Here is a 21,996-nt window from a genome sequence, read left to right as displayed (position 1 = left end):
ATGAGCAACATGTCCAAGCAGCGCCGCGAATCGCGGATCCGCCGCCACGACCGCGTCCGCAAGAAGATCCACGGCACGCGAGAGCGCCCCCGCCTCGCGCTGTACCGGTCCAACAAGCACCTGATGCTGCAGGTGATCGACGACGACGCCGGCGTGACGCTCGCGTCGGCGAGCACGACAGAGGCCGAGGTGCGCGCAGCGGGCACCGGGTCGACCGTCGACGCGGCCACCCGCCTCGGCTCGCTCATCGCCGATCGGGCGAAGGCCGCCGGCATCTCGAAGGTGGTCTTCGACCGCGGGGGCTACCTCTACCACGGTCGGGTCGCGGCGGTCGCCGCCGCCGCCCGCGACGCAGGTCTGGAGTTCTGATGGCGTACCAACCCAACCCCTCCGCGAACGCCCCCTCTGACGGGCTGCGCGAGTCGCGGGTGATCGCGATCAACCGTGTCGCGAAGGTCGTGAAGGGCGGCCGCCGGTTCTCCTTCACCGCGCTCGTCGTGGTGGGAGACGGCAACGGCCGTGTCGGACTCGGCTACGGCAAGGCCAAAGAGGTGCCCCTCGCCATCCAGAAGGGCACGGAAGAGGCCAAGCGCAACATGTTCGACGTCGCGCTCGCCGGCAGCACGATCACCCATCCGGTGCTCGGCGTGCTCGGCGCGGGCCGGGTGCTGCTGAAGCCTGCGGCGCCCGGTACCGGCGTCATCGCCGGCGGTGCGGCCCGCATCATCTTGGAAGAGGCGGGAATCCACGACGTGCTCGCCAAGTCGCTCGGTTCCTCGAACGCGATCAACGTGGCGCGGGCCACGATCGAGGGCCTGCGCTCCTTGCAGCGCCCCGACGAGGTCGCCGCCCGCCGCGGTCTGCCCGCCGACACGTTCGTGCCGAAGGGCATGCTCCGCGCGTACGAGGAGCGCAAGCGGTCCATGGCTTCTGGTGAGGTGCACTGACCATGGCAACCGTCAACTCCGGCCAGAAGGCGCTGACCGTCACCCAGGTGCGGTCCGCGATCGGCGCCAAGCCGAAGACCCGGGGCACGCTGCGCGCCCTCGGTCTGCGCAAGATCGGCGACACGAACACCATGCCCGACCGCCCCGAGATCCGCGGGATGATCCGCCGCGTGCCGCACCTCGTCGAGGTCGCTGAGGCCACGGCTGAGGAGAGCTGAGATGCGAGTCGACGACCTTTCCCCCTCACCCGGGGCCAAGCAGACGAAGCGCCGTGTCGGGCGCGGCATCGGCGGCCGGCGGGGCAAGACCGCCGGGCGCGGCACCAAGGGCCAGTACGCCCGCAACACCGTCGCGCGCGGCTTCGAGGGCGGCCAGATGCCGCTCAAGCAGCGGGTGCCCAAGCTGAAGGGGTTCACCAACCCGTTCCGCGTGGAGTACCAGGCGATCAACCTCGACGTGCTGTCGGGCCTCGAGGAGACCGACGTCACCCTCGAAGTGCTGCACGCGCACGGCCTGACCCACAAGGGTGCCCTCGTGAAGGTGCTCGCCCGGGGAGAGCTCACGCGTGCGGTGAACGTCTCGGTGCATGCCGTGTCGAAGGCCGCCGAGTCTGCGATAGTGGCTGCAGGCGGTACCGTTTCGATCTTGCCCCTGCCCTACCGGGTGCGTCCCGCGGCGCAGGGCAACCAGTTCACGAACCGCTGACCGCCCTTACCCCCCATTCCGAGGGAGCATCCACGTGCTGTCGAACTTGAAGAACATCTTCAAGGTCCCCGACCTGCGGAACAAGATCTTGTTCACGCTGCTCATCATCTTGCTCTATCGGCTGGGCTCGTTCATCCGGGTGCCCGGCATCGACGACCAAGCGGTGCAGCAGCTACGCGAGTCGGCACGCCAGCAAGGGGCGCTCGGCTTCTTGAACCTGTTCTCCGGCGGAGCGTTCTCCAGCTTCGCCATCTTCGCGCTCGGGATCATGCCTTACATCACGGCCAGCATCATCATGCAGGTGCTCACCGTGGTCATCCCGAAACTCGAGGAGTGGCAGCAAGAAGGTGCCGTCGGCCAGCGCAAGATCACCCAGTGGACGCGCTATGTGGCGATGGGCATCGCCACGCTGCAGGCCGCCGGGCTGACGTTCATCTTCGGCCAGGGCCGGGGCCAGGCGTTCTTCACCCAGACGGTGTCGGTCGTGCTGCTTCCCGACGGGATGTGGCCGCGCGGCCTGCTGGTGATCGTCACGCTCGTCGCCGGGACGGCACTGCTGATGTGGATGGGCGAGCTGATCGGCCAGCGCGGCATCGGCAACGGGATGAGCATTCTCATCATGGCCTCGGTGGTCAGCTCGCTGCCGTACAGCTACTACGCGATCCTGCAGGACAAGAAGTGGTTCGTGTTCGCGATCTTGATCCTCGTCTCCCTCGCGATCCTGGTCGCGGTGGTGCGAGTCGAGCTCGGCCAGCGCCGGATCCCGGTGCAGTTCGCGAAGCGCGTCGTCGGCCGGCGGATGTACGGCGGGCAGAGCACCTACATCCCGCTGAAGGTGAACCAGTCCGGCGTGATCCCGATCATCTTCGCCTCGTCGGTGCTCATGCTGCCGGTGCTGATGACGAACGTCATCGGCAGCGACACGGGTTGGCGGCGCACGGTCACCGAGTGGGTCGACCGCAACCTGGTCAGCTCGCAGGGGCTGCTCTACATGGTCGTGCTCGCCGTGCTCGTCGTCGCGTTCGCCTACTTCTACAACTCGATCGCGTTCGACCCGGTCCGCCAGGCCGACCAGATCCGCCGCCAGGGCGGCTTCATCCCCGGCATCCGCCCCGGCCCCCAGACCGAGCGCTACCTGGCCAAGGTGGTCAACCGGATCACCCTGCCCGGCGCGCTGTTCGTCGCTGCGATCGCGATCCTGCCCTACATCGTGCTCTGGGTGGGCGACGTGAACAGCTTCCCGTTCTCCGGCACGACCGTGCTGATCGCCGTCGGCGTGGCCCTCGAGCTGATGCGCCAGATCGACAGCCAGCTGATGTTGCGCAACTACGAGGGCTTCCTGAAGTGATCGTGCCCCGGCGGACCGACGCACGCCGGAACTGACGATGATTCCCGGTGCTCGGCTGATCATCGTGGGCCGTCAAGGCGCCGGGAAGGGCACGCAGTGCGTGCGCTTGTCGCGCCACTACGTCGTGCCCCACATCTCGACCGGCGACATGCTGCGCGCCGCGGTCAGGGAAGGGTCCGAGCTCGGTCGCACGGCGGCCGAGGTGATGGACTCCGGCAGCCTCGTGTCCGACGAGATCATGATCGGCATCGTGCGTGAGCGGCTGGGCCGCGACGACGCCCGTACCAGGGGCTACATCTTGGATGGCTTCCCGCGCACCGTCGCCCAGGCCGAGGCGCTCGACGAGATAACGGCCGAGCGTCCGATCCAGTGCGTGATCGACCTGAACGTGCCGCGCGACCTGGTGCTGCAGCGCATCTCCAGCCGGCGGGTGTGCCGCGACTGCGGCACGAACTACACGACGACCGGCAAGGAGAAGCAGCCCTGGCTGTGCGACGTGTGCGGCGGCGACGTCGTGCTGCGCGACGACGACACCCCCGACGCCGTCAACCGCCGACTCGACCTGTACGAGTCCCAGACCCGGCCGCTGATCGAGTACTACAGCCGCCGTGACCGCCTCGCGGTGATCGACGGCGTCGGTCATCCAGACGAGGTCTTCGCCCGCTTGACCGCAGCCGTCGAGGCCGCCCGCACCTAGCGCCGAGATCGGATCCGCGCCGCGCAGCCGTGCGTGGGTAAGACTTGAACGGTGAGCATTCCGCCGCCGCCCGGATCGCCTCCTCCTCCGCCGCCCGGAGCGGTACCGCCGCCACCGCCTGGCTATGGGGCGACGCCTGGCTACGCGAGCCAGCCGTACGCGCCGGGCGCGTATCCCGGCGCGCCTTACGCGCCCGGTGTCGCCCCGCCGCGCCCGCCGCGCCCGAAGGTGGTCGTCGGTGCGGTGCTCGTCGTGGTCGGCGCACTGATCTCGCTGATCGGTGTGTTCTTGCCGTGGCTCTCGGGTGCCGCCGGCGAGACGGGCAACGGGCTCGACGACTACTTGTTCGAGAACGCCGATAGCGAGCTCCAGATCATGGAGAGCCCGGGAAGGGCGGTGATCGTCGGCGCGGTGGTGCTGCTCGGTCTCGGCCTGGCGCTGCTCCTCGCCGGCCGGGTGCTGGCCGTGGCGATCATCGCCATCGTCGTCGCCGCGATCGGCGTCTTCGTCGGCCTCGGCATGCTCGGCATCGTGAGCGACACGAAGGACTTCGTAGGCGACGGCTCCATCGGCGTCGGCGCCGTGCTGCAGCCGATCGGACCCCTCGTCGCGCTCGCCGGCGCGATCGCGGCCACCGCCAAGCGACGCCGGTTCAGGTAGCGACCGACCGGTTCGACCTGGTCAGAGCGGGTCTCGGCCCGCACCGTGCCCGTGCGAGGCGCAAGGTTCCCACCCGGCGAGTTCGCCGCAGGTGGGACTTGGCGTTGCGCCGCGGGGCCGGTAGGATCGTCTCTCGGCCCATCCGGCGTCGGCGCGCCCCGACCCCGCGGCCATCAGTCGTCCCACCCACATGCGCTGTCCCTGTTCCAGGGGTCGCCGAGAAGCGAGATGTCCCCTCGATGAAGGTTCGTCCGAGCGTCAAGAAGATGTGTGAGAAGTGCAAGGTGATCCGCCGGCACGGCCGCGTCATGGTCATCTGCGAAAACCCGCGCCACAAGCAGCGCCAGGGCTGACCCCCGAAGCGCAACGGTCGAAAAGAGGAGCACCGAACGAATGGCTCGCATCGCCGGCGTCGACATCCCCCGCGAGAAGCGGCTGGAGATCGCGCTCACCTACATCTACGGGATCGGCAAGACCACCGCCCAGCGCATCTGCGCGGGTCTCGACCTCGACCCCAACACGCGGGTGCACAACCTCACCGACGACGAGGTGAACCGGATCCGCGGCTGGGTCGACCAGAACATCACCGTGGAAGGCGACCTGCGCCGTGAGGTGCAACAAGACATCCGCCGCAAGATCGAGATCGGGAGCCTGCAGGGCATTCGCCATCGCAAGGGCCTTCCCGTGCGCGGTCAGCGCACGCACACCAACGCGCGCACCCGCAAGGGCCCGAAGAAGACCGTCGCCAACAAGAAGAAGGCCGTGAGGAAGTAGACGATGGCCAAGCCGAAGCCGGGCGGTCGCCGCCCCCGCAAGCGCGAGCGCAAGAACATCACGGTGGGCGTGGCCCACATCAAGTGCTCGTTCAACAACACGATCGTCTCCATCACCGACACCGCCGGCAACGTCATCGCCTGGGCATCGGGTGGAGGCGTCGGGTACAAGGGCTCGCGCAAGAGCACACCCTTCGCCGCCCAGCTCGCCGCCGAGAAGGCTGCTCGCCAGGCGATGGAGCACGGCCTGCGGCGCGTCGAGGTCCAGGCCAAGGGCCCTGGGTCGGGGCGTGACACCGCGATCCGCTCGTTGCAGAACTCAGGGATCGAGGTGACCTCCATCAAGGACGTCACGCCGGTGCCCCACAACGGTTGCCGCAGCCCGAAGCGCAAGAGGAACTGAGTCGATGGCCCGCTACACCGGTCCCAAGGTGCGCCTGTCCCGGCGCCTGGGCACGAACATCTTCGAGAACGAAAAGGGCCGCAGGGCTCTGGAGCGACGACCGTTCCCCCCCGGGGCCCACGGTCGCACGCGTCGGCGCTCGAGTGGCAGCGAGTACCTGGTGCAGCTCCAGGAGAAGCAGAAGGCGAAGTACATCTACGGTGTGCTGGAACGTCAGTTCCGCAACACGTACGAAGAGGCGAACCGTCTCGCCGGGCCGACCGGTGAGAACCTGTTGCGCCTGCTCGAACAGCGTCTCGACAACGTGGTGTACCGCGCCGGGTGGGCGTCTTCGCGCCCCCAGGCCCGCCAGTTCGTCAGCCACGGGCTCATCCAGGTGAACGGCAAGCGCGTCAACATCCCGAGCTACCGGGTGCGCAAGGGCGAGGTCGTCTCGTTGTCGGACAAGGCCCGAGCGATGATCGTGGTCCAGCACAACATCGACGTCCTCGACCGCTCGCTGGTCGGCTGGCTCGAGGCCGGAGACGGTGCCAAGCAGGTCACTGTGCGCGACCTGCCCTCGCGCGAGCACATCGACGTGCCTGTGCGCGAGCAGCTCATCGTCGAGCTCTACTCCAAGTAAGCCCAGCAACGGATTCGAGGACCAATCGCCATGCTCGTCATCCAGCGTCCCACCGTCGAGCCCATCGACGAGGACCGCCAGGACCGTCAGCGCTTCGCCATCGGGCCGCTCGAGCCCGGTTTCGGGCACACGATCGGCAACTCGCTGCGGCGCACCCTGTTGTCGTCCATCCCCGGCGCGGCGATCACCACCGTGCGCTTCGACGACGCCCTGCACGAGTTCGACACGATCCAAGGTGTCACCGAGGACGTCACCGACATCATCTTGAACCTGAAAGACGTGGTGCTCACCTCCGAGTCCGAGGAGTCGATCACGCTGCGCATCGACGCCCGTGGCCCGACCGTCGTCACCGCCGGCGACATCAAGTGCCCGTCCGAGATCGAGATCCTGAACGGTGACCTCGTCATCGCGCATCTCAACTCCAAGGCACGTCTCGCGATCGACCTCACCGTCGAGCGCGGCCGGGGCTACCTGTCGAGCGACCGTGACGCCCAGAACCGCACCATCGGCGTGGTCCCCATCGACGCCATCTTCTCGCCGGTGCGCAGGGTGATGTTCGACGTCGAGCCGACCCGCGTCGAGCAGTCGACGAACTACGACCGCCTGGTGCTCGACATCGAGACCGACGGCTCGATCAGCCCGCGTGAGGCTCTCGCCTCGGCCGGCGCGACGTTGCGCTCTCTCGTCGATCTCGTCGCCGGCCTCTCCGACGAGCCCCAGGGGCTCGAGCTCGGCGAGGTGACGATGCCCGGGTCGGCGAGCCCCGACCTCGACCTGCCGATCGAAGACCTCGACCTCTCCGAGCGCCCCCGCAACTGCTTGAAGCGGGCGCAGATCAACTCCGTCGGTGAGCTGCTGACGAAGACCGAGGACGACCTGTTGAACATCACCAACTTCGGGCAGAAGAGCCTCGACGAGGTGAAGCAGAAGCTCGACGAGCGCGGTCTCAGCCTGCGCGGCTGACGCCCGACCACGACCCGATCCCTAAGGACCACCGCCATGCCTGCCACCCCTCGCCGTGCCCGCAACTTCGGCGGCGACGCCGCGCACCAGAAGTTGATGATGGCCAACCTCGCCGCGTCGCTCTTCGCTGCCGAGGCGATCGTCACCACCGAGGCCAAGGCGAAGGCGCTGCGCCCGATCGCGGAGAAGCTGATCACCAAGGCGAAGAAGGCCCAGGAGGGCGACTCGCTGCGGGTTCACCGGATCCGCCAGATCCAGGGCTACCTGAACGACCGCGAGATGACGGCCAAGCTCGTCGACAACGTCGCCCCCCGCTACCTCGACCGCAACGGCGGCTACCTGCGCATCTTGAAGCTCGGGCCGCGCCAGGGCGACAACGCGCCCATGGCCCGCGTCGAGCTGGTCTGAGCGCCGCGCCGGGTACCTCGCCGGCGAGATGACCTCCTCCGCCGCACCGGAGTCCGCCGAGCCCGCCGCCACCAGGCGGGCTCGCCTGCTGGTGGCCTACGACGGGGCACCGTTCCACGGGTTCGCGGAGAACCCCGGTGTCGCCACCGTGGCCGGGACCCTGCGTGAGGCGCTGGCCCTCGTCGCCCGCCGCGACGTCGAGCTGACCGGTGCCGGACGCACCGATGCCGGGGTCCACGCATGGGGACAGGTGGTCAGCGTCGACCTGCCGGCGACGATGGAGATCGACACCCTCGCGCGGCGGCTGTCGCGCATCTGCGCGCCTGCGATCGTCGTGCGCGAGGCGGCGTGGGCGCCAGAGAGCTTCGATGCACGGTTCAGCGCGTCCTGGCGTCGCTATCGGTACACGGTTCTCGCGAGCGAGGTGGCCGATCCCTTCCTTCGGGACACCGCTTGGCACGTCGCGGCGGCGCTCGATCTGCGCTCGATGCAGCTCGGCTGCGATCCCCTGATCGGCGAGCACGACTTCACCACGTTCTGCCGGCTGCCGAAAGCGGTCGTGGGTGGCAAGCCGCCGACGGCAGTGCGGCGCGTCCTGGACGCGAGGTGGGCGGAGTCGACGAGCGAACGCGGCGGCCGCCTGCTGGTGTTCGAGATCCGCGCGACGGCCTTCTGCCACCAGATGGTGCGCTCGATCGTCGGGACCCTCGTCGACATCGGGCTGGGGCGCCGCCACGCCGGCGAGGTGCTGCCCGCGATGCGGGCACGAGACCGTGCTGCCGCCGGCCAGGTGGCCCCGCCCCACGGGCTGTGCCTGTGGGAGGTCGGGTACGCGTGAGTCGGTAGGCGCCGTCTCCGGGCGCGTCGACGGTACCGTTCGACACCGCGGGCCGAAGGCAGCGAGAAGGGACCGACATGGCGAAGCTGTTGCTGGTCGAAGACGACGCTGCCTTGCGTCGCGGCCTGCGTTTCGCCCTGGAGGACGAGGGCCACGAGGTGATCGAGGCCCCCGACGCGGCGGCAGCGATGGCGGCGTTCGAGAGCGATCCCGCCGACCTGGTCCTGCTCGACCTGCGCCTGCCCGATCGGTCTGGATTCGAGGTGTGCCGCGAGATCCGCCGCGTGAGCTTCGTGCCGATCGTCATCGTCACCGCCCAAGACGACACCCACGACATGGTGGCCGGGCTGGAAGCCGGCGCCGACGACTACGTCACCAAGCCCGTATCGGCCAAGGCGCTCGCGGCCCGCGTCCGTGCCCACTTGCGCCGGGTGAGCTGGCAAGGCCTGCCCGGTTCCGAGGTGGTCGCCGGGCTCGACGCAACCCTGCTCGCCCGGGTCGACCTGGAGATCCGTGAGCTCGAAGGCGTCGTGCTGCGCCACGGCAGGCGCATCCCGCTGACGAAGACCGAGTTCCGCCTGCTGTGCGAGTTTGCCCACCACCCGAACCAGTTGCTGAGCCGCGACCAGCTGCTGGAGACCGTGTGGGGCTACGACTACGTGGGCGACGGGCGCCTCGTCGACACGCACGTGCGGCGGCTGCGCGCGAAGGTGGAAGACGATCCCGACGAGCCCTCGCTGATCGTCACCGCGCGTGGTCTCGGCTACCGGCTGTCCGTCGCCTGATCCGCGGCCGCGAGAGCAGCGCTCGGCGGCTCGTCGACGGCGAGTGAACAGACGAAGCGAGCGCCGCCGCCGGGGCGATCGGTGACTGTCAGCGTGCCGCCGAGCGCCCGCGCGTGCTGCAGCGCGATGGCCAGGCCGAGGCCCGAACCCGGTCGCCGGCGCGCGTCGTCGCCACGCGCGAAGCGCTCGAACACCCGACGGCGCTCGTTCGGCGCGACACCCGGACCGGCGTCGTCGACGACGACGAGCACCGTGTCTGCCGAGCGGTGCAACTGGATCGCGACGGCCCCGCCCCCGTGGACCTCGGCGTTGCGCAGCAGGTTGACGACGACCCGCTCCAAGCGCCGCCGGTCGATCGTCACCGGGGCACGGAGAGACTCGTCGGCGACCTCGACGACCAGGTCCGGATGCCCGTGCAGCGCGGCGAGCCTGGCCAGCAGGTCGGGGAGCACCACCGCTTCGGCGTGCGCGGCCCCGTAGCCGGCGTCGAGACGGGAGATCTCGATCAGGTCGACGACGAGGCGGTCGAAGTCGTCCACCTCCTCGACGAGCAGGTCGAGCGCTTCCTGGCCACGCTCGCCCAGCTCGTCGCGGCGTCGTTGGAGCACATCGGTGGCGGCGCGGATCGTGGCCACCGGCGTGCGCAGCTCGTGGCTGACGTCGGACGCGAACCGCTCCTCACGCGCGATCCGGCTGGTGAGCGAGTCGGCCATCGCGTTGAACGCCGTGATCAGACGGTCGAGGTCGGGATCGAGGTCGTGGGCCAGGCGGGCGTCGAGCTCGCCCTCGGTCAGGCGCTGGGCCGCTCGTGACGCGGCGCGCAGCGGCCGCAGGGCGCGCCGGGTGGACCACACCCCGAGTGCCGCGCCCCCGAGCGCGGCCACGCCGGCCCCGGCGACGAGGTTGCGCCGCAACGCCGCCAGCGACGAGTCGAGCCGGTCGAGCCGGAACAGCTCGACGTATGCGAGCGACGGACCGCCGATCGGCACCCCGACGGCGGCAAAGGGGCGGCCGTCGGCAACGAAGCGCTCCGTGTGCGCCTCGCCGGCGTCGAGGGCATCGATCAGGGCCGCCGGCAAGTCGTCGGCACCGGGGCCTTCGCCGGGCTCGACGAAGCGGCCGTCGACCCGGATCAGCACCACGGCTCCTGCCTCGCTCTCCAAGGTGGCGGCCAGCTCTGCGGCGCGGTCCGGATCGGCGGCGAGCTCGTCGGCGATCGCTCTCACGTTCGCGAAGGCCTCCCGCTCGATCGACTCCTCCCGCTGATCGATGAGGAACGAACGCACCGAGACGTACGTGACCACCGCCAGCACCGTGGCGATCAGCGCGGCCACGATTGTGCTGCTCACGGCGGCTCGGCTCTGCATGCCGAGCCGCGAGCCCCGCGGCGACGTGGTCGACTCGCTCGTCACACGATCGTCACCTTTCCGACGCGTTAGCTCGACATTGGCGTCACGTCGCTCGGACAACCTAGCCCCGGCCGGTGCCGCGACCCGGGAGGTCAAACCCCATGGTGCTGAAGGCGACAGAGGTCCACGAGCTGCTCGATCGCGCGACGCGCTCGGGTTCGATCGTCGTCGACGGTGGCGCAGGGACTTTGTCCAACTCGGGTTCGCTGCTGCGTTGCCGGGTGGTCGGTGGATGGTGGCTCGTCGACCTTCGGCGCCGCCGGCTCTGCCGCTGCGCAGAACCGCTCGACCCGACGGTGATCGCCGACCGCTACTGGGAGCGCTTCCGGCGCGTCGCGGTGTCTGCGGAGTGGGCAGTGGCTGAGCTCGTCGACGGGTTGTTCCTCCGGGCCACGGTCGCCGGCCCGGTGGCGGCTACTGCATGACGGCCGCGCCGCGGCGGCGGCCGCGACGACTGCAGCGCTCGCTGGTGCTGGCCGCGAACCGCCTGCCGGTGCAGCGTGACCTGCTTCGCCACCGTTGGGAGATCAGCCCCGGCGGCCTCGTGACCGCTCTGTCGAGCATCACCGAGCAGCACGACGTGGCCTGGGTGGGCTGGCCGGGAGAGCGCAGCCGGCGCCTCGAACCCTTCGAGCTGAAGGACAAGCTGCTCGTGCCGGTGCGTCTCGACCCGGCAGAGCTCGAGGCCTACTACGACGGGTTCTGCAACGCCACGTTGTGGCCGCTGCTCCACGACCTGCCCGTGCGGCCCCAGTACCACCGCCACTGGTGGGACCCGTACCGGGCAGTGAACGAGCGGTTCGCGGTGGAGATCGCCCGCGTCGCCGCGGCGAAGGCAGTCGTCTGGGTGCACGACTACCACCTGATGCTGGTGCCGCGCATGCTGCGTGAGATGCGCCCCGACCTGCGCATCGGGTTCTTCTTGCACGTGCCGTTCCCCGGGCCGGAGCTGTTCTTGCAGGTGCCGTGGCGCACGCAGCTGCTCGAAGGCGTGTGCGGTGCAGACCTCGTCGGCCTGCAGACCGAGCCGGACGCGCTGAACTTCGAGGAGTCCGCCGTGTTGAGCGGCGCCGTGCGGCGAAGTGCCTCGGGGATCCGCGTGGGGCGTCGCCGGGTGGAGGTGGGTGCGTTCCCGATCTCGGTCGACACGGCGAGCATCGAGGCCCAAGCCGACCGCCCGGAGATCGCCGAGCAGGCCGCGCGGCTGCGTGCCGACCTCGGTTCCCCGAAGACGGTGTTGCTCGGAATCGACCGCCTCGACTACACGAAGGGCATCTCCGTGCGGCTCTGGGCGCTGCAGGAGCTGCTCGAAGCCGGGGCGCTGTCGGGGCCCGAAGACGTCGTCTTCGTGCAGGTCGCCGTCCCGAGCCGGGAGCGACTCGGCTCCTATTCCGAGGAGCGGCGGCGCATCGCCAACTCGGTCAGCGACCTGAACGGCCGCTTCGGCAGGATCGGCCAGCCTGTCGTCCACTACCTCACCCGCAACCTCGGCTTCGACGAGCTGCTCGGCCTGTACCGGGCCGCCGACGTGATGCTCGTGACCCCGCTGAAGGACGGGATGAACCTCGTCGCGAAGGAGTACGTGGCGGCGAGCCTGCACGGCCGGGGGGTGCTCGTGCTGAGCGAGTTCGCCGGAGCGGCCCACGAGTTGCACGAGGCCGTGATCGTCAACCCCTACGACGTGGAGGGCGTGAAGCAGGCGCTGATGGCGGCGGTCGAGATGCCGGAGCAGGAACGCGCGCGCCGGATGACCGCGATGAGACGCCGGGTGGAGCGCGCCGACGTCCACGCGTGGTCGGGGGAGTTCATGGCCCGACTCGGCGGGGCAGCCTCGCCGGCGTCGCGGTGAGCGAGTCGCTCGCGGCCGCGCTCGCCAGGATCGCGGCCACGCAGTTCCTCCTCGTCGGGGTCGACTTCGACGGCACACTGGCCCCGATCGTCGCCCGCCCGGAGATGGCTCGGGCCGACAGCGACACGATGTCGGCACTCCACCGCGTGGCCGCCGCACCGGATTGCGCGGTGGCGGTGATCTCCGGGCGCCCGCTGGCCGACCTCGTCATGCGCTGTGAGGTGCCGGCGGGGGTGCGCCTCGTCGGCAGCCACGGTGCCGAGCTCGTCGGCGAGGAAGCCGACCTGCTGCCCTCCGAGCTGACCGCCCGGCGAGACCTGGTGCGCGAGCGGCTCCAGCGCCTCGCCGCCGATCTGCCCGGTTCGCTCGTCGAGCGCAAGCCGTTCGGGGCCGCCTTCCACACCCGCACCATGGCCGATCGCGACGCGGCCGGTCGTGTGCCCCTCCTCGTCGAGGGCGTCCTGGCCGACATCGCCGGGCTACATGTGCTGAGCGGGTTGGAGGTGGTCGAGGTCACCGTGGTCAGGGCCGACAAGGGAGTGGCCCTCGAGCTGCTGCGCGCCGAGCTGAGGGCGACGGCGGTGTTCTTCGTCGGCGACGACGTCACCGACGAGCGCGCTTTCGAGCGTCTCGGAGTGCACGACGTCGGCGTCAAGGTGGGCCCCGGCCCGACGGCGGCCGCGTTCCGCGTCGCCGGACGCTCCGACGTCGCTCCGCTGCTGCGTGAGCTGGCCGAGCTGCGCTCTCCCGGTGGATGACCGCCGGCGCGCCGGCGCGCTTGCCGGTTTCGCCGAGATGCCCGTATCCTTTCCCGGTTCCCGGGCGCCAGCCCCTCCGGCGGTGCCTCGCGACGAAGGAAGACGAATGCGCACGTACTCCCCGAAAGCCAGCGAGATTGAGCGCGCCTGGCACGTGATCGATGCCGACGGGCTGGTGCTCGGCCGGATGTGCACGGAGGCCGCGCGGGTGCTGCGCGGCAAGCACAAGCCGATCTTCGCGCCCCACCTCGACACCGGGGACCACGTCGTGATCGTCAACGCGGACAAGGTCGTGCTCACCGCCGGCAAGGCCGACCGCCACCTCGTCCACCGCCACAGCGGCTATCCGGGCGGGTTGAAGACCGAGACCTACGCCGAGCTGCTCGCCCGCAAGCCCGAAGACGCCGTCCGGCGGTCGGTGCGCGGCATGCTGCCCAAGGGCCCCCTCGGACGCCAGATGCTGCGCAAGCTGAAGGTGTACGCCGGTCCCGACCACCCGCACGCCGCGCAGCATCCGGTGGTGCTCGAGCTGCCCGCCGCCAAGGCCCGTTGAGCCACCCCGTACGGAGACGACGATGACCAAGCCGCTCACCCAGACCACCGGCCGCCGCAAGGAAGCCGTCGCCCGCATCCGCCTGCGCGACGGGTCGGGGCAGATCACGATCAACTCCAAGCCGATCGAGGTCTACTTCCCGACGGCTCTGCAGCGGATGACGGCCACCGAGGCGCTGCGCCTCACGGACACCGCCGAGACCTACGACGTCGACGCCACCATTCACGGCGGCGGTGTGACCGGCCAGGCCGGGGCGATGCGCCTCGCCGTCGCTCGCTCGCTCGCCGAGCTCGACCCAGAACAGCGCCCGGCGCTGAAGAAGGCCGGATTGCTCACCCGCGACGCGCGGAAGAAGGAGAGCAAGAAGTACGGCCTGAAGAAGGCCCGCAAGGCGCCGCAGTACACCAAGCGCTGACCCGAGCCACGCCGCTGTCCTCGCCCAGGCTCGCGAGCTCATGACCCTGCGCTTCGGCACCGACGGTGTCCGCGGCCTCGCCGTCGCCGAGCTGACACCCACCGACATCGTCGAGCTCGGCCGCGCCGCCGCGCGGGTGCTCGGTGGTCACCGCCTGCTGGTCGCGCGCGATCCGCGGCGCTCCGGCCCGGTGCTCGAAGGGGCGTTCTCCGCCGGTGTGGCGGCCGAGGGCGTACGAGTGGAGCTGCTCGGCGTGCTGCCCACCCCTGGCCTCGCGGTGATCGCCGCCGCGGAACGCGTGCCGGCGGCGATGATCACCGCGTCTCACAACCCCTTCGAGGACAACGGGGTGAAGCTCTTCGGCGCCGGTGGGCGCAAGCTGACCGACGCGCAGGAGCTCGCCGTCGAGCGCACCTTCGCCGAGCTCGTCCCGCCCGTGTCGCGCGGCGACGCGGTGGGCGAGATCGTGGAACGTCACGACGGGACCAGCCTTTACGAGGCGCACCTGTGCGACCGTTTCCCGGCCGGCATGCTCGCCGGCCTGCGGGTCGCCGTCGACGCCGCGAACGGAGCGATGAGCCAGGTCGCCCCGATGGTGTTGTCGCGCCTCGGCGCCGACGTCGTCGCGCTGCACGTCAGCCCGGACGGCACCAACATCAACGCCGGGTGCGGGGCGACGGCGCCGCAGTCGCTGGCTGCGGCGGTGCGTGAGCACGGGGCCGACGTCGGGCTGGCGTTCGACGGCGACGGTGACCGGGTGATCGCCGTCGATCAGCTTGGGAAGGTCGTCGACGGTGACCGGCTGATCGCGCTGTCGGCGATCGACAGGCGTGAGCGCGGCATCTTGACGCACGACACCGTCGTCGTCACCGTGATGACGAACCTCGGCTTCCACCGGGCGATGGCGGAGCGGGGGATCGCGGTGGTGACCACCCCCGTCGGGGACCGCGCGGTGCTCGAGGCGATGGAGGAGGGCGGGTTCTCGCTCGGCGGAGAGCAGAGCGGCCACGTGATCCACATCGACGAGGCGCCGACGGGCGACGGTCTGCTGGCCGGGCTGGTGCTGCTCGACCTGATGTGCCGCACCGGTTGCCCGCTCGACGAACTGGCCCAGTCGGTGATGACGTCGTACCCGCAGGTGCTCGTCAACGTGGCGGTCCGTGCTCAGCACCTCGACGTCGCGAACGCGCTGAGCGGCGAGATCGCCGCGGCCGAGCGGGAGCTCGGCGGGGAGGGGCGCATCCTCGTCAGGGCGAGCGGCACCGAACCGCTCGTGCGCGTGATGGTGGAGGCCGCCGACGATGCCACGGCCCACACGGTTGCCGCGCAGCTCGCGGCGGCCGTCCGCGAACGCCTCGGCTGAGTCGATCGCGGCGGAAGGGTCCCGACGGACCCCTGCGCCGCGGCATCGGTAGCCTCTGACGCCATGTGCGGCATCATCGCCATCCTCAGGCGTCCACCGAGCAGGCCGATGCCCGCACCCGAAGAGCTGCTCAGCCTGCTCGACCAGGCGGTGGCGGCGGCGGCGGGACCCGCGCCCGACCTGACGTCGCTCACGCGCGAAGTCACCGAGGTCGACCGGCTGCTTCACGGCGTGCCCGGGGTGCAGGTGCTCGCCGGTCGTGACGAGCTCGTCGCGGGCATCACCGCCCGGCTCGACCGCCTGGACGCCGCCGCCGGAGCCGCCGAGCGGGCGCTCGAACAGGCATCGGGTCTCGGTGCCGACGTCATCGAACAGCGCAGCAGCGAGCTGATCGCGCTCCGCGACGCGTTGTGGGCCGTGCGCCACGACCGCCTGCGCACGGCGCGCGAGGTGGCCGCGCTCGCCGGCAGCGCCTGCGGGGCCGCGGCGCTCGCCGGGTACCTGTCGGTGCAGCAGGCGCTCAGTGCCCTCGACCGTCTCGAGGTGCGCGGCCGTGACTCGGCCGGCGTGCACCTCTACGTGCACGGCCATGGGCTCCAACCCGACGACCCTGCGGTCGTCGCGCTGCTCGCCGGGCGTGATCACGATCCGCTCTTCCAGGGTGGGTCGGTGAGGCTCGTGGTCGGCGCCGGTGGTCGACTGGTGCTGAGCTTGGTGTACAAGGCGGCGGCCGAGATCGGTGAGCTCGGCGACAACACCAGGGTGCTGCGCCGGGCGATCGCCGCCGACGGGCTGCTGCGGCTCGCGCTGGCATCCCCGACGGCCGAGCTGTCCCTGGTCGGGCACACGCGCTGGGCGAGCGTCGGCATCATCTCCGAGCCGAACGCTCACCCTGTGAACAGCGACGAGCTCGGACCGATCGGCATTGGTGCGCTGCCCTACGTCGTCGGCGCGTTGAACGGCGACGTCGACAACCATTCCGACCTGAAGGTCGAGCACGAACTGCGCATCGCCGCACCGATCACGACCGATGCCAAGGTGATCCCCGCGCTCGTCGTGCGGAACCTGCCGGCCGCGAACGGCGACCTGACGGAGGCCTTCCGCCGCAGCGTGGCGAGCTTCGAGGGCTCGGTGGCGATCGCCGCCGCCGCAGCGAGCGACCCCTCGTGCCTGCTTCTCGCCCAGCGCGGCAGTGGCCAGGCCCTCTACGTCGGCCTGGCCGAGGACGCGTTCGTCGTGGCGAGTGAGCCCTACGGGCTGGTCGAGGAGACGCCGCACTACGTGCGCATGGACGGCGAGACGCCGGTCTCCCCCGACCGCCCGCAGAGCCGCGGTCAGGTGTTCGTGCTCGACGCAGCTCGCGCGGGCGAGATCGGCGGCGTGCGCCGGCTGGCTTACGACGGTACGGAGCTGCCCCTCACCGATGCCGACCTCGCGGTGGCCGAGGTGACCACCCGTGACATCGACCGCGGCGAGTTTCCGCACTACCTGTTGAAGGAGATCACCGAGTCCCCGGAGAGCCTGCGCAAGACGATCCGCGGCAAGATCGTCGAGCACGACGCCAGGCTGCGTGCGGCCGTGGGTGAGAGGGCGCTGCCCGAGGTCGTGCGCGCGCGGCTGGCCGGCGGGCACATCCGCCGGATCCGCGTCGTCGGGCAAGGCACCGCGGCCGTGGCCGGGCGCAGCATGGCGGCAGTGCTCGATGAGCTGATCGGGGGCGAGATCGACGTCGACGCGATCACCGCCACCGAGCTGTCCGGGTTCGCGTTGCAGCTCGACATGAGCGACACGCTCGTCGTAGCCGTGAGCCAGAGCGGCACCACCACCGACACCAACCGCACCGTCGACCTCGCCCGCGGCCGCGGCGCGCTCGTCCTCGGCATCGTGAACCGGCGCAACAGCGACCTGTGCGATAAGGCCCACGGAGTGCTGTTCACGAGCGACGGTCGTGACGTCGAGATGAGCGTCGCCTCGACGAAGGCGTTCTACGCGCAGGTCGCCGCCGGGGTGCTGCTGGCCTGCGCGATCTCCGAGGCCGCGGGGCTCGGTTCGGAGCAACGGCGACACGAGCTGCTGACCGCCTTGCGTTCGATGCCCGACGCGATGGTCGCCACGCTCGGCCGGCGGGACGCGATCGCGGAGGCGGCCCGCCGCAACGCACCGCACAAGCGCTACTGGGCCGTCGTCGGCAACGGCCCGAACACCATCGCCGCCCACGAGGTGCGGATCAAGCTGAGCGAGCTCTGCTACAAGTCGATCGCCTGCGACGTCACCGAGGACAAGAAGCACATCGATCTCTCGTCGGAGCCGTTGATCCTCGTTTGCGCGGCGGGACTGGTCGGCTCCACCGCCGACGACGTCGGCAAGGAGATCGCGATCTACCGCGCGCACAAGGCCACGCCGATCGTCATCGCCGACGAGGGCAACGCGCGCTTCGGCGCGGCGGCAGAGCTGCTCACCGTGCCCGCCGTAGATCCGACGCTCGCGTTCTTGCTCTCCGCGATGGTCGGGCACCTGTTCGGCTACGAGGCCGCCCTCGCCATCGACTCCCTCGCCCATCCGCTGCGCATGGCCCGGGAAGCGATCGAGCGCCGCCTCGGCACCGCCAGCGAGATGCCCGCCGACCTCGACGGGCTGCTCATCGGGCTGCGCTCCGAGCTCGCTGCGCCGCTCGAGCGCTTCCACGACGGCCTGCGCGACGGCGCCTACGACGGGCACCTCGAGGCCTCGACGGCGGTCGGGCTCACGGCACTCGCCCGCGACCTGGCGAGCGATCGCCCGCTGGAGTCGTATCAGCTCGCCTCCGGCAAGGTCGGTACCCCGACGGCCCTGCTCGACGACTTGACCACGGCGCTGACGCGAGCGATCGAACAGCTCACCCGCCCGATCGACGCCATCAAGCACCAGGCGAAGACGGTCACCGTCGGGATCTCCCGCAGCGACGAGGGCGTGCTCGACCGCGCGCTCGTGCAAGAGGTGCTGGCCGCCGGAGCGGGGCGTGACCTGCTCACCTACCGCACGCTGCGGGTGCTCGCCGACCTCGATCCCGCCGTCGACGCCGTCACCGGCTTCACCAGGTACGCGATCGGGGGAGACCCGGGCAAGCCCGGCTCCACGATCCGCATCGTCGACCGCGGCGGCCTGGCGCGTGAGGTGCCGAGCCGTGTCGAGCGCAATGCCACCCTGGTCGGCACGAAGCGCCGGGTGGCGAGCGAGCGCGAGGTTCTCGTGGCTCGCGGGCGCAGCGACGGCCGGATCGTCATCTTGGTGCCGGAGGTGAAAGGTGCCGAGTGCGTCGGCATCACCTTGTTGCACGTGAGGCTGCACGACCGGTTGGCGCCGGCGACCATGCGGGGGGTGCTGCAGGGCTACGACCGCCGCTACGACCGCTTGTTCGACTGGGTGACGGAGACCGAGGGGACGTTCCGCGACGACCTGCTCGGCGAGCTCCCCGTCGTCGACCTGTTGGTCGAGCCGATCAGCGAGATGGCCGACCACTGGTGCTCCTAGGCGGCCGGCGGTGATCGGCATCGGTGTGGATGCCGTCGACATCGCTCGCTTCCGGTTGTCGCTCGAGCGCACCCGAGGCCTGCGCGACAGGTTGTTCACGGCGCGAGAGCTGGCCGACCTCGCTTCCCGCGCGGATCCGGTGCCGGGGCTGGCGGCCCGCTTCGCGGCGCGTGAGGCGACGATGAAGGCGATGGGCCTCGGGCTCGGTGCGTTCGGCTTCCACGACGTCTCGGTCGCCCGCAGCGACCGCGGCGCGCCGCTCCTCGTAGTGGTCGGCCGCGCCGACGAGCTTGCCCGCGATCGCGGCATCACGAGCTGGCACCTGTCGATCACCCACACCGCCAGCGTCGCGATCGCCTACGTCACCGCGTCCTAGCAGCTCCCTCGCCGGAGACGCGAGCGCTCACCCGTCTACGCTCGCCGATGTGCTGCCGATCGTGACGCCGGAGGAGATGCGCGAGATCGACGCCACGTCGGGGGTGGAGACCGACGTGCTCATCGAGCGGGCAGGGGCGGCGGTCAGTCGCACCGCAGTGCGGATGATGGGTGGCACGTACGGGCGGCGCGTGGTGGTGTTGGCCGGGAAGGGCAACAACGGCCGTGACGGGCGTGTCGCCGCCCGCCGGCTCCACGACCGCGGCGTCCAAGTCAAGGTCGTCGACGCCGCAGGCCTGCCCGACCCCTTGCCCGAGTGCGACCTCGTCATCGATGCGGCTTATGGCACGGGCTTCAGCGGGGAGTGGTGCCCACCCGAGAGCGGCGACGCCAGGGTGCTCGCCGTGGACATCCCGAGCGGTGTCGACGGGCTGACCGGACACGTCGGCTCGGGTGTGCTCGGCGCCGAGCGCACGGTCACCTTCGCCGCGTTGAAGCCCGGTCTGCTCTTCCCGCCCGGCAGCTCGTACTGCGGGGTGCTCGAGCTCGCGGACATCGGCTTGGCGACGCGCCACGCGTCGGCTCACCTGGTGCAGGGCTCCGACGTCCGCGAGTGGTGGCTGCCCCGTCCGGTCGACGCCCACAAGTGGCGCGCCGGGGTGGCGATGATCGCCGGCAGCCCGGGGATGACCGGGGCGGCGCACTTGTGCGCAGACGCGGCGATGCACGCCGGGGCGGGAATCGTGCACCTCGCCGCTCCCGGGCTGTCGTTCGACCACGGCGCGCCGCAGGAGGTGGTCCGTCGCTCGCTGCCTGCGCTCGGTTGGGCAACAGACGCCCTCGGCATGCTGGACAGGTTCCGCGCGGTGGTGCTCGGCCCCGGACTCGGCCGTGACGACGGCACTGCGGCAGAGGCGCGCCGGATCGCCGTCGAGGCGCCACGCCCGCTCGTGCTCGACGGTGACGGGCTGTTCGCCGTCGCGTGGAGCGACGAGGGCGCGGGACGGCTGCTGCGCGCCAGGGTGGCGCCGACGGTGCTCACGCCCCACGACGGCGAGTACACGCTGCTCACCGGTGATCGACCGCCGGCCGACCGGATGCTCGCCGCGCGCCGGCTCGCCGCCGACACCGCGTCGGTGGTGCTGCTGAAGGGCGCGGCCAGCGTCATCGCGCACCCCGGGGGAGATGTGCTCGTGGTCGGTGTCGGCGACGAGCGCCTGGCGACGGCCGGCACCGGCGACGTCCTGGCGGGGATCGTCGGCGCGTTCTTGGCCCAGGGGATGCCCCCGTTCGAGGCCGCTGCCGCCGCTGCCTGGGTGCACGGCCAGGCCGGCCGGCTCGGCTCCCCCGTGGGTCTCGTGGCCGGCGACCTGCCCCCGCTGGTGCCGAAGGTGCTGGAGCAGCTGCAGTGACCGCTGCCGCTAAGCGGTGGGCCTGGGCCGAGATCGACCTCGACGCGGTGAGGCACAACGTCGGCGTGCTGCGTGAGGTGTCGGCGCCCGCCGAGGTGTGGGCGGTGGTCAAGGCCGACGGGTACGGCCACGGGGGGGTGGCGGTGGCCAGGGCCGCGTTGGAGGCCGGCGCGAGTGGTCTTTGCGTGGCGCTCGTCCAAGAAGGGGTCGAGCTGCGCCGGGCAGGGATCGACGCCCCCGTCCTGGTGCTGTCCGAGCAGCCCCCCGAGCAGCTCGACGAGCTGGTGCGGGAGCGCCTCGAGGCGACGGTGTACCGCCCGGGCTCGATCGCCGCTCTCGCCGCCGCGGCGCTCGCGGCCGACGTGCGCGACGTGGGGGTTCACGTGAAGATCGATACGGGCATGCACCGCGTCGGCGCCCGGCCCGAACGCGCGGTGCAGCTCGTCGAAGCCGTGCGGTCGGCGGCACCAGCACTGGCGATCAGGGGCGTCGCCACCCACCTGGCGACTGCCGACGAGCCCGGCCATCCGGCAGTCGCCGCCCAGCTCGACACGTTCGCGTCGGTGCTCGCCGGCCTCGACGCGGCCGGCCTGCGCCCACCGCTGGTGCACGTCGCCAACTCCGCCGCCGCGCTCGCCGTCCCGCAGGCGAGGTTCTCGCTGGTCCGTGCCGGGATCGCGGTGTACGGGATCGAGCCTGGCCCGGGTGTGGCCGATCGGTGCCGCGGCCTGCGCCCCGCGCTGGCGCTGAAGGCCAGGGTCTCGTGGGTGCAAAGGGTCCGTCGCGGCGAGGGGATCTCCTACGGGTTGCGCCACGTGTTCGACCGTGACACCACCGTCGCCACGGTGCCCCTCGGGTACGCCGACGGCGTCGCCCGGCGCCTGTTCGAGACCGGGGGGGCGCTGCTGGTGGGTGGCGTGCGCCGCCCGATCGTCGGGGTGGTCACGATGGACCAGTTGATGGTCGACTGCGCGGAGTCGGAGGTGGCGATCGGCGACGAGGTCGTGCTGATCGGCGCACAGGACGGCCCGCACGGTGCGGACGTGATCCGCGCCGAGGAGTGGGCCGATCGTCTCGGCACGATCGGCTACGAGATCGTCTGCGGTATCTCGCCGCGCATTCCGCGCCTCTACCTCGGCGGTGTCCAGCGCGCCTGACGCGGCGACAGCGAGAGGGCAAGGGAGCTGGCCGGGCTCGGTAGGA

The 21,996-nt window shown here is 70.9% G+C and carries 26 protein-coding genes; 25 read left to right on the top strand and 1 reads right to left on the bottom strand.

Annotated elements, in window-relative coordinates; all coding sequences use genetic code 11:
* The 15 genes from rplR to IPM43_06225 all read left to right on the top strand — a co-directional run bounded on the left by rplR (window position 1) and on the right by IPM43_06225 (window position 9,149).
* A complete protein-coding gene (rplR, locus tag IPM43_06295; protein ID QQS25966.1) occupies window positions 1-369 on the top strand; it encodes a 50S ribosomal protein L18 in 369 nt (122 codons plus the stop codon).
* Complete coding sequence (rpsE, locus tag IPM43_06290) at window positions 369-947, top strand: 30S ribosomal protein S5 (GenBank protein QQS25965.1); 579 nt, start codon at window positions 369-371, stop codon at window positions 945-947. The genes rplR and rpsE overlap by 1 nt, the downstream gene beginning before the upstream one ends.
* 2 nt (window positions 948-949) lie before the next feature.
* Window positions 950-1,165 carry a 50S ribosomal protein L30 gene (rpmD, locus tag IPM43_06285; GenBank protein ID QQS25964.1) on the top strand — a complete coding sequence of 72 codons (216 nt, stop codon included), beginning with the start codon at window positions 950-952 and terminating at the stop codon, window positions 1,163-1,165.
* A gap of 1 nt (window position 1,166) precedes the next feature.
* A complete protein-coding gene (gene rplO / locus IPM43_06280) occupies window positions 1,167-1,652 on the top strand; it encodes a 50S ribosomal protein L15 (protein ID QQS25963.1) in 486 nt (161 codons plus the stop codon).
* A 34-nt stretch (window positions 1,653-1,686) separates the two neighbouring features.
* Entirely contained in the window at window positions 1,687-3,000 is a 1,314-nt protein-coding gene (secY, locus tag IPM43_06275) for a preprotein translocase subunit SecY (GenBank protein ID QQS25962.1), read from the top strand.
* Window positions 3,001-3,037: 37 nt separating this feature from the next.
* Window positions 3,038-3,697: an adenylate kinase gene (locus IPM43_06270; GenBank protein QQS25961.1), complete on the top strand. Its 660-nt coding sequence runs from the start codon at window positions 3,038-3,040 to the stop codon at window positions 3,695-3,697.
* Window positions 3,698-3,748: 51 nt separating this feature from the next.
* Window positions 3,749-4,357 (top strand): hypothetical protein, encoded by a 609-nt coding sequence (locus IPM43_06265; protein ID QQS25960.1) that lies wholly within the window; start codon window positions 3,749-3,751, stop codon window positions 4,355-4,357.
* 239 nt (window positions 4,358-4,596) lie between these two features.
* A complete protein-coding gene (rpmJ, locus tag IPM43_06260; protein ID QQS25959.1) occupies window positions 4,597-4,710 on the top strand; it encodes a 50S ribosomal protein L36 in 114 nt (37 codons plus the stop codon).
* Window positions 4,711-4,750: 40 nt separating this feature from the next.
* The gene (rpsM, locus tag IPM43_06255; protein QQS25958.1) at window positions 4,751-5,131 is read left to right on the top strand and encodes a 30S ribosomal protein S13; all 381 of its coding nucleotides are present in this window, start codon (window positions 4,751-4,753) and stop codon (window positions 5,129-5,131) included.
* Between the two features lie 3 nt (window positions 5,132-5,134).
* Entirely contained in the window at window positions 5,135-5,533 is a 399-nt protein-coding gene (gene rpsK, locus IPM43_06250) for a 30S ribosomal protein S11 (protein ID QQS25957.1), read from the top strand.
* Between the two features lie 4 nt (window positions 5,534-5,537).
* On the top strand, window positions 5,538-6,155 hold the full coding sequence (gene rpsD, locus IPM43_06245; GenBank protein ID QQS25956.1) for a 30S ribosomal protein S4: 618 nt from the start codon (window positions 5,538-5,540) through the stop codon (window positions 6,153-6,155).
* A 30-nt stretch (window positions 6,156-6,185) separates the two neighbouring features.
* Window positions 6,186-7,118 carry a DNA-directed RNA polymerase subunit alpha gene (locus tag IPM43_06240; protein ID QQS25955.1) on the top strand — a complete coding sequence of 311 codons (933 nt, stop codon included), beginning with the start codon at window positions 6,186-6,188 and terminating at the stop codon, window positions 7,116-7,118.
* 36 nt (window positions 7,119-7,154) lie between these two features.
* The gene (gene rplQ, locus IPM43_06235; protein QQS25954.1) at window positions 7,155-7,526 is read left to right on the top strand and encodes a 50S ribosomal protein L17; all 372 of its coding nucleotides are present in this window, start codon (window positions 7,155-7,157) and stop codon (window positions 7,524-7,526) included.
* A 28-nt stretch (window positions 7,527-7,554) separates the two neighbouring features.
* Window positions 7,555-8,364, top strand: a complete 810-nt coding sequence (gene truA, locus IPM43_06230; GenBank protein ID QQS25953.1) for a tRNA pseudouridine(38-40) synthase TruA — start codon at window positions 7,555-7,557, stop codon at window positions 8,362-8,364.
* A 77-nt stretch (window positions 8,365-8,441) separates the two neighbouring features.
* Entirely contained in the window at window positions 8,442-9,149 is a 708-nt protein-coding gene (locus IPM43_06225; protein ID QQS25952.1) for a response regulator transcription factor, read from the top strand.
* Here the strand turns inward: IPM43_06225 and IPM43_06220 are convergent.
* Window positions 9,128-10,498 carry a HAMP domain-containing histidine kinase gene (locus IPM43_06220; GenBank protein ID QQS25951.1) on the bottom strand — a complete coding sequence of 457 codons (1,371 nt, stop codon included), beginning with the start codon at window positions 10,496-10,498 and terminating at the stop codon, window positions 9,128-9,130. The genes IPM43_06225 and IPM43_06220 overlap by 22 nt on opposite strands.
* A gap of 161 nt (window positions 10,499-10,659) precedes the next feature.
* Here IPM43_06220 and IPM43_06215 point away from each other — a divergent pair, with 161 nt between their 5' ends.
* From IPM43_06215 to alr, 10 genes are all read left to right on the top strand, one after another.
* On the top strand, window positions 10,660-10,983 hold the full coding sequence (locus IPM43_06215) for a hypothetical protein (protein QQS25950.1): 324 nt from the start codon (window positions 10,660-10,662) through the stop codon (window positions 10,981-10,983).
* Entirely contained in the window at window positions 10,980-12,407 is a 1,428-nt protein-coding gene (locus IPM43_06210; GenBank protein ID QQS25949.1) for a trehalose-6-phosphate synthase, read from the top strand. Before IPM43_06215 ends, IPM43_06210 begins: the two co-directional genes overlap by 4 nt.
* On the top strand, window positions 12,404-13,165 hold the full coding sequence (gene otsB / locus IPM43_06205) for a trehalose-phosphatase (GenBank protein QQS25948.1): 762 nt from the start codon (window positions 12,404-12,406) through the stop codon (window positions 13,163-13,165). Before IPM43_06210 ends, otsB begins: the two co-directional genes overlap by 4 nt.
* 106 nt (window positions 13,166-13,271) lie before the next feature.
* Window positions 13,272-13,718: a 50S ribosomal protein L13 gene (gene rplM / locus IPM43_06200; GenBank protein QQS25947.1), complete on the top strand. Its 447-nt coding sequence runs from the start codon at window positions 13,272-13,274 to the stop codon at window positions 13,716-13,718.
* Window positions 13,719-13,740: 22 nt separating this feature from the next.
* Window positions 13,741-14,133 (top strand): 30S ribosomal protein S9, encoded by a 393-nt coding sequence (gene rpsI, locus IPM43_06195; protein ID QQS25946.1) that lies wholly within the window; start codon window positions 13,741-13,743, stop codon window positions 14,131-14,133.
* A 40-nt stretch (window positions 14,134-14,173) separates the two neighbouring features.
* The gene (gene glmM, locus IPM43_06190) at window positions 14,174-15,496 is read left to right on the top strand and encodes a phosphoglucosamine mutase (protein ID QQS25945.1); all 1,323 of its coding nucleotides are present in this window, start codon (window positions 14,174-14,176) and stop codon (window positions 15,494-15,496) included.
* Between the two features lie 63 nt (window positions 15,497-15,559).
* The gene (locus tag IPM43_06185; protein QQS25944.1) at window positions 15,560-19,006 is read left to right on the top strand and encodes an SIS domain-containing protein; all 3,447 of its coding nucleotides are present in this window, start codon (window positions 15,560-15,562) and stop codon (window positions 19,004-19,006) included.
* A gap of 10 nt (window positions 19,007-19,016) precedes the next feature.
* Window positions 19,017-19,382, top strand: a complete 366-nt coding sequence (locus IPM43_06180) for a holo-ACP synthase (protein ID QQS25943.1) — start codon at window positions 19,017-19,019, stop codon at window positions 19,380-19,382.
* A gap of 49 nt (window positions 19,383-19,431) precedes the next feature.
* Window positions 19,432-20,793 (top strand): NAD(P)H-hydrate dehydratase, encoded by a 1,362-nt coding sequence (locus IPM43_06175; GenBank protein ID QQS25942.1) that lies wholly within the window; start codon window positions 19,432-19,434, stop codon window positions 20,791-20,793.
* Entirely contained in the window at window positions 20,790-21,950 is a 1,161-nt protein-coding gene (gene alr, locus IPM43_06170; protein ID QQS25941.1) for an alanine racemase, read from the top strand. The genes IPM43_06175 and alr overlap by 4 nt, the downstream gene beginning before the upstream one ends.
* Window positions 21,951-21,996: the final 46 nt, after the last annotated feature.

It is taken from the genome of Actinomycetota bacterium, from assembly GCA_016700055.1.
GTDB lineage: Bacteria > Actinomycetota > Acidimicrobiia > Acidimicrobiales > Ilumatobacteraceae > Kalu-18.
Note: the sequence above shows the minus strand (reverse complement) of the source record. Positions and strands in the feature narration are given on the sequence as shown.

Coding starts and splice junctions, on each gene's coding strand:
- rplO (QQS25963.1), top strand. CDS start 1,167: ATGCGAGTCGACGACCTTTCCCCCTCACCCGGGGCCAAGCAGACGAAG.
- rpsE (QQS25965.1), top strand. CDS start 369: ATGGCGTACCAACCCAACCCCTCCGCGAACGCCCCCTCTGACGGGCTG.
- rpmD (QQS25964.1), top strand. CDS start 950: ATGGCAACCGTCAACTCCGGCCAGAAGGCGCTGACCGTCACCCAGGTG.
- rplR (QQS25966.1), top strand. CDS start 1: ATGAGCAACATGTCCAAGCAGCGCCGCGAATCGCGGATCCGCCGCCAC.
- IPM43_06210 (QQS25949.1), top strand. CDS start 10,980: ATGACGGCCGCGCCGCGGCGGCGGCCGCGACGACTGCAGCGCTCGCTG.
- truA (QQS25953.1), top strand. CDS start 7,555: ATGACCTCCTCCGCCGCACCGGAGTCCGCCGAGCCCGCCGCCACCAGG.
- glmM (QQS25945.1), top strand. CDS start 14,174: ATGACCCTGCGCTTCGGCACCGACGGTGTCCGCGGCCTCGCCGTCGCC.
- rplQ (QQS25954.1), top strand. CDS start 7,155: ATGCCTGCCACCCCTCGCCGTGCCCGCAACTTCGGCGGCGACGCCGCG.
- rpsI (QQS25946.1), top strand. CDS start 13,741: ATGACCAAGCCGCTCACCCAGACCACCGGCCGCCGCAAGGAAGCCGTC.
- rpsM (QQS25958.1), top strand. CDS start 4,751: ATGGCTCGCATCGCCGGCGTCGACATCCCCCGCGAGAAGCGGCTGGAG.
- rplM (QQS25947.1), top strand. CDS start 13,272: ATGCGCACGTACTCCCCGAAAGCCAGCGAGATTGAGCGCGCCTGGCAC.
- IPM43_06270 (QQS25961.1), top strand. CDS start 3,038: ATGATTCCCGGTGCTCGGCTGATCATCGTGGGCCGTCAAGGCGCCGGG.
- rpsD (QQS25956.1), top strand. CDS start 5,538: ATGGCCCGCTACACCGGTCCCAAGGTGCGCCTGTCCCGGCGCCTGGGC.
- IPM43_06240 (QQS25955.1), top strand. CDS start 6,186: ATGCTCGTCATCCAGCGTCCCACCGTCGAGCCCATCGACGAGGACCGC.
- rpsK (QQS25957.1), top strand. CDS start 5,135: ATGGCCAAGCCGAAGCCGGGCGGTCGCCGCCCCCGCAAGCGCGAGCGC.
- IPM43_06225 (QQS25952.1), top strand. CDS start 8,442: ATGGCGAAGCTGTTGCTGGTCGAAGACGACGCTGCCTTGCGTCGCGGC.
- IPM43_06215 (QQS25950.1), top strand. CDS start 10,660: ATGGTGCTGAAGGCGACAGAGGTCCACGAGCTGCTCGATCGCGCGACG.
- IPM43_06185 (QQS25944.1), top strand. CDS start 15,560: ATGTGCGGCATCATCGCCATCCTCAGGCGTCCACCGAGCAGGCCGATG.
- rpmJ (QQS25959.1), top strand. CDS start 4,597: ATGAAGGTTCGTCCGAGCGTCAAGAAGATGTGTGAGAAGTGCAAGGTG.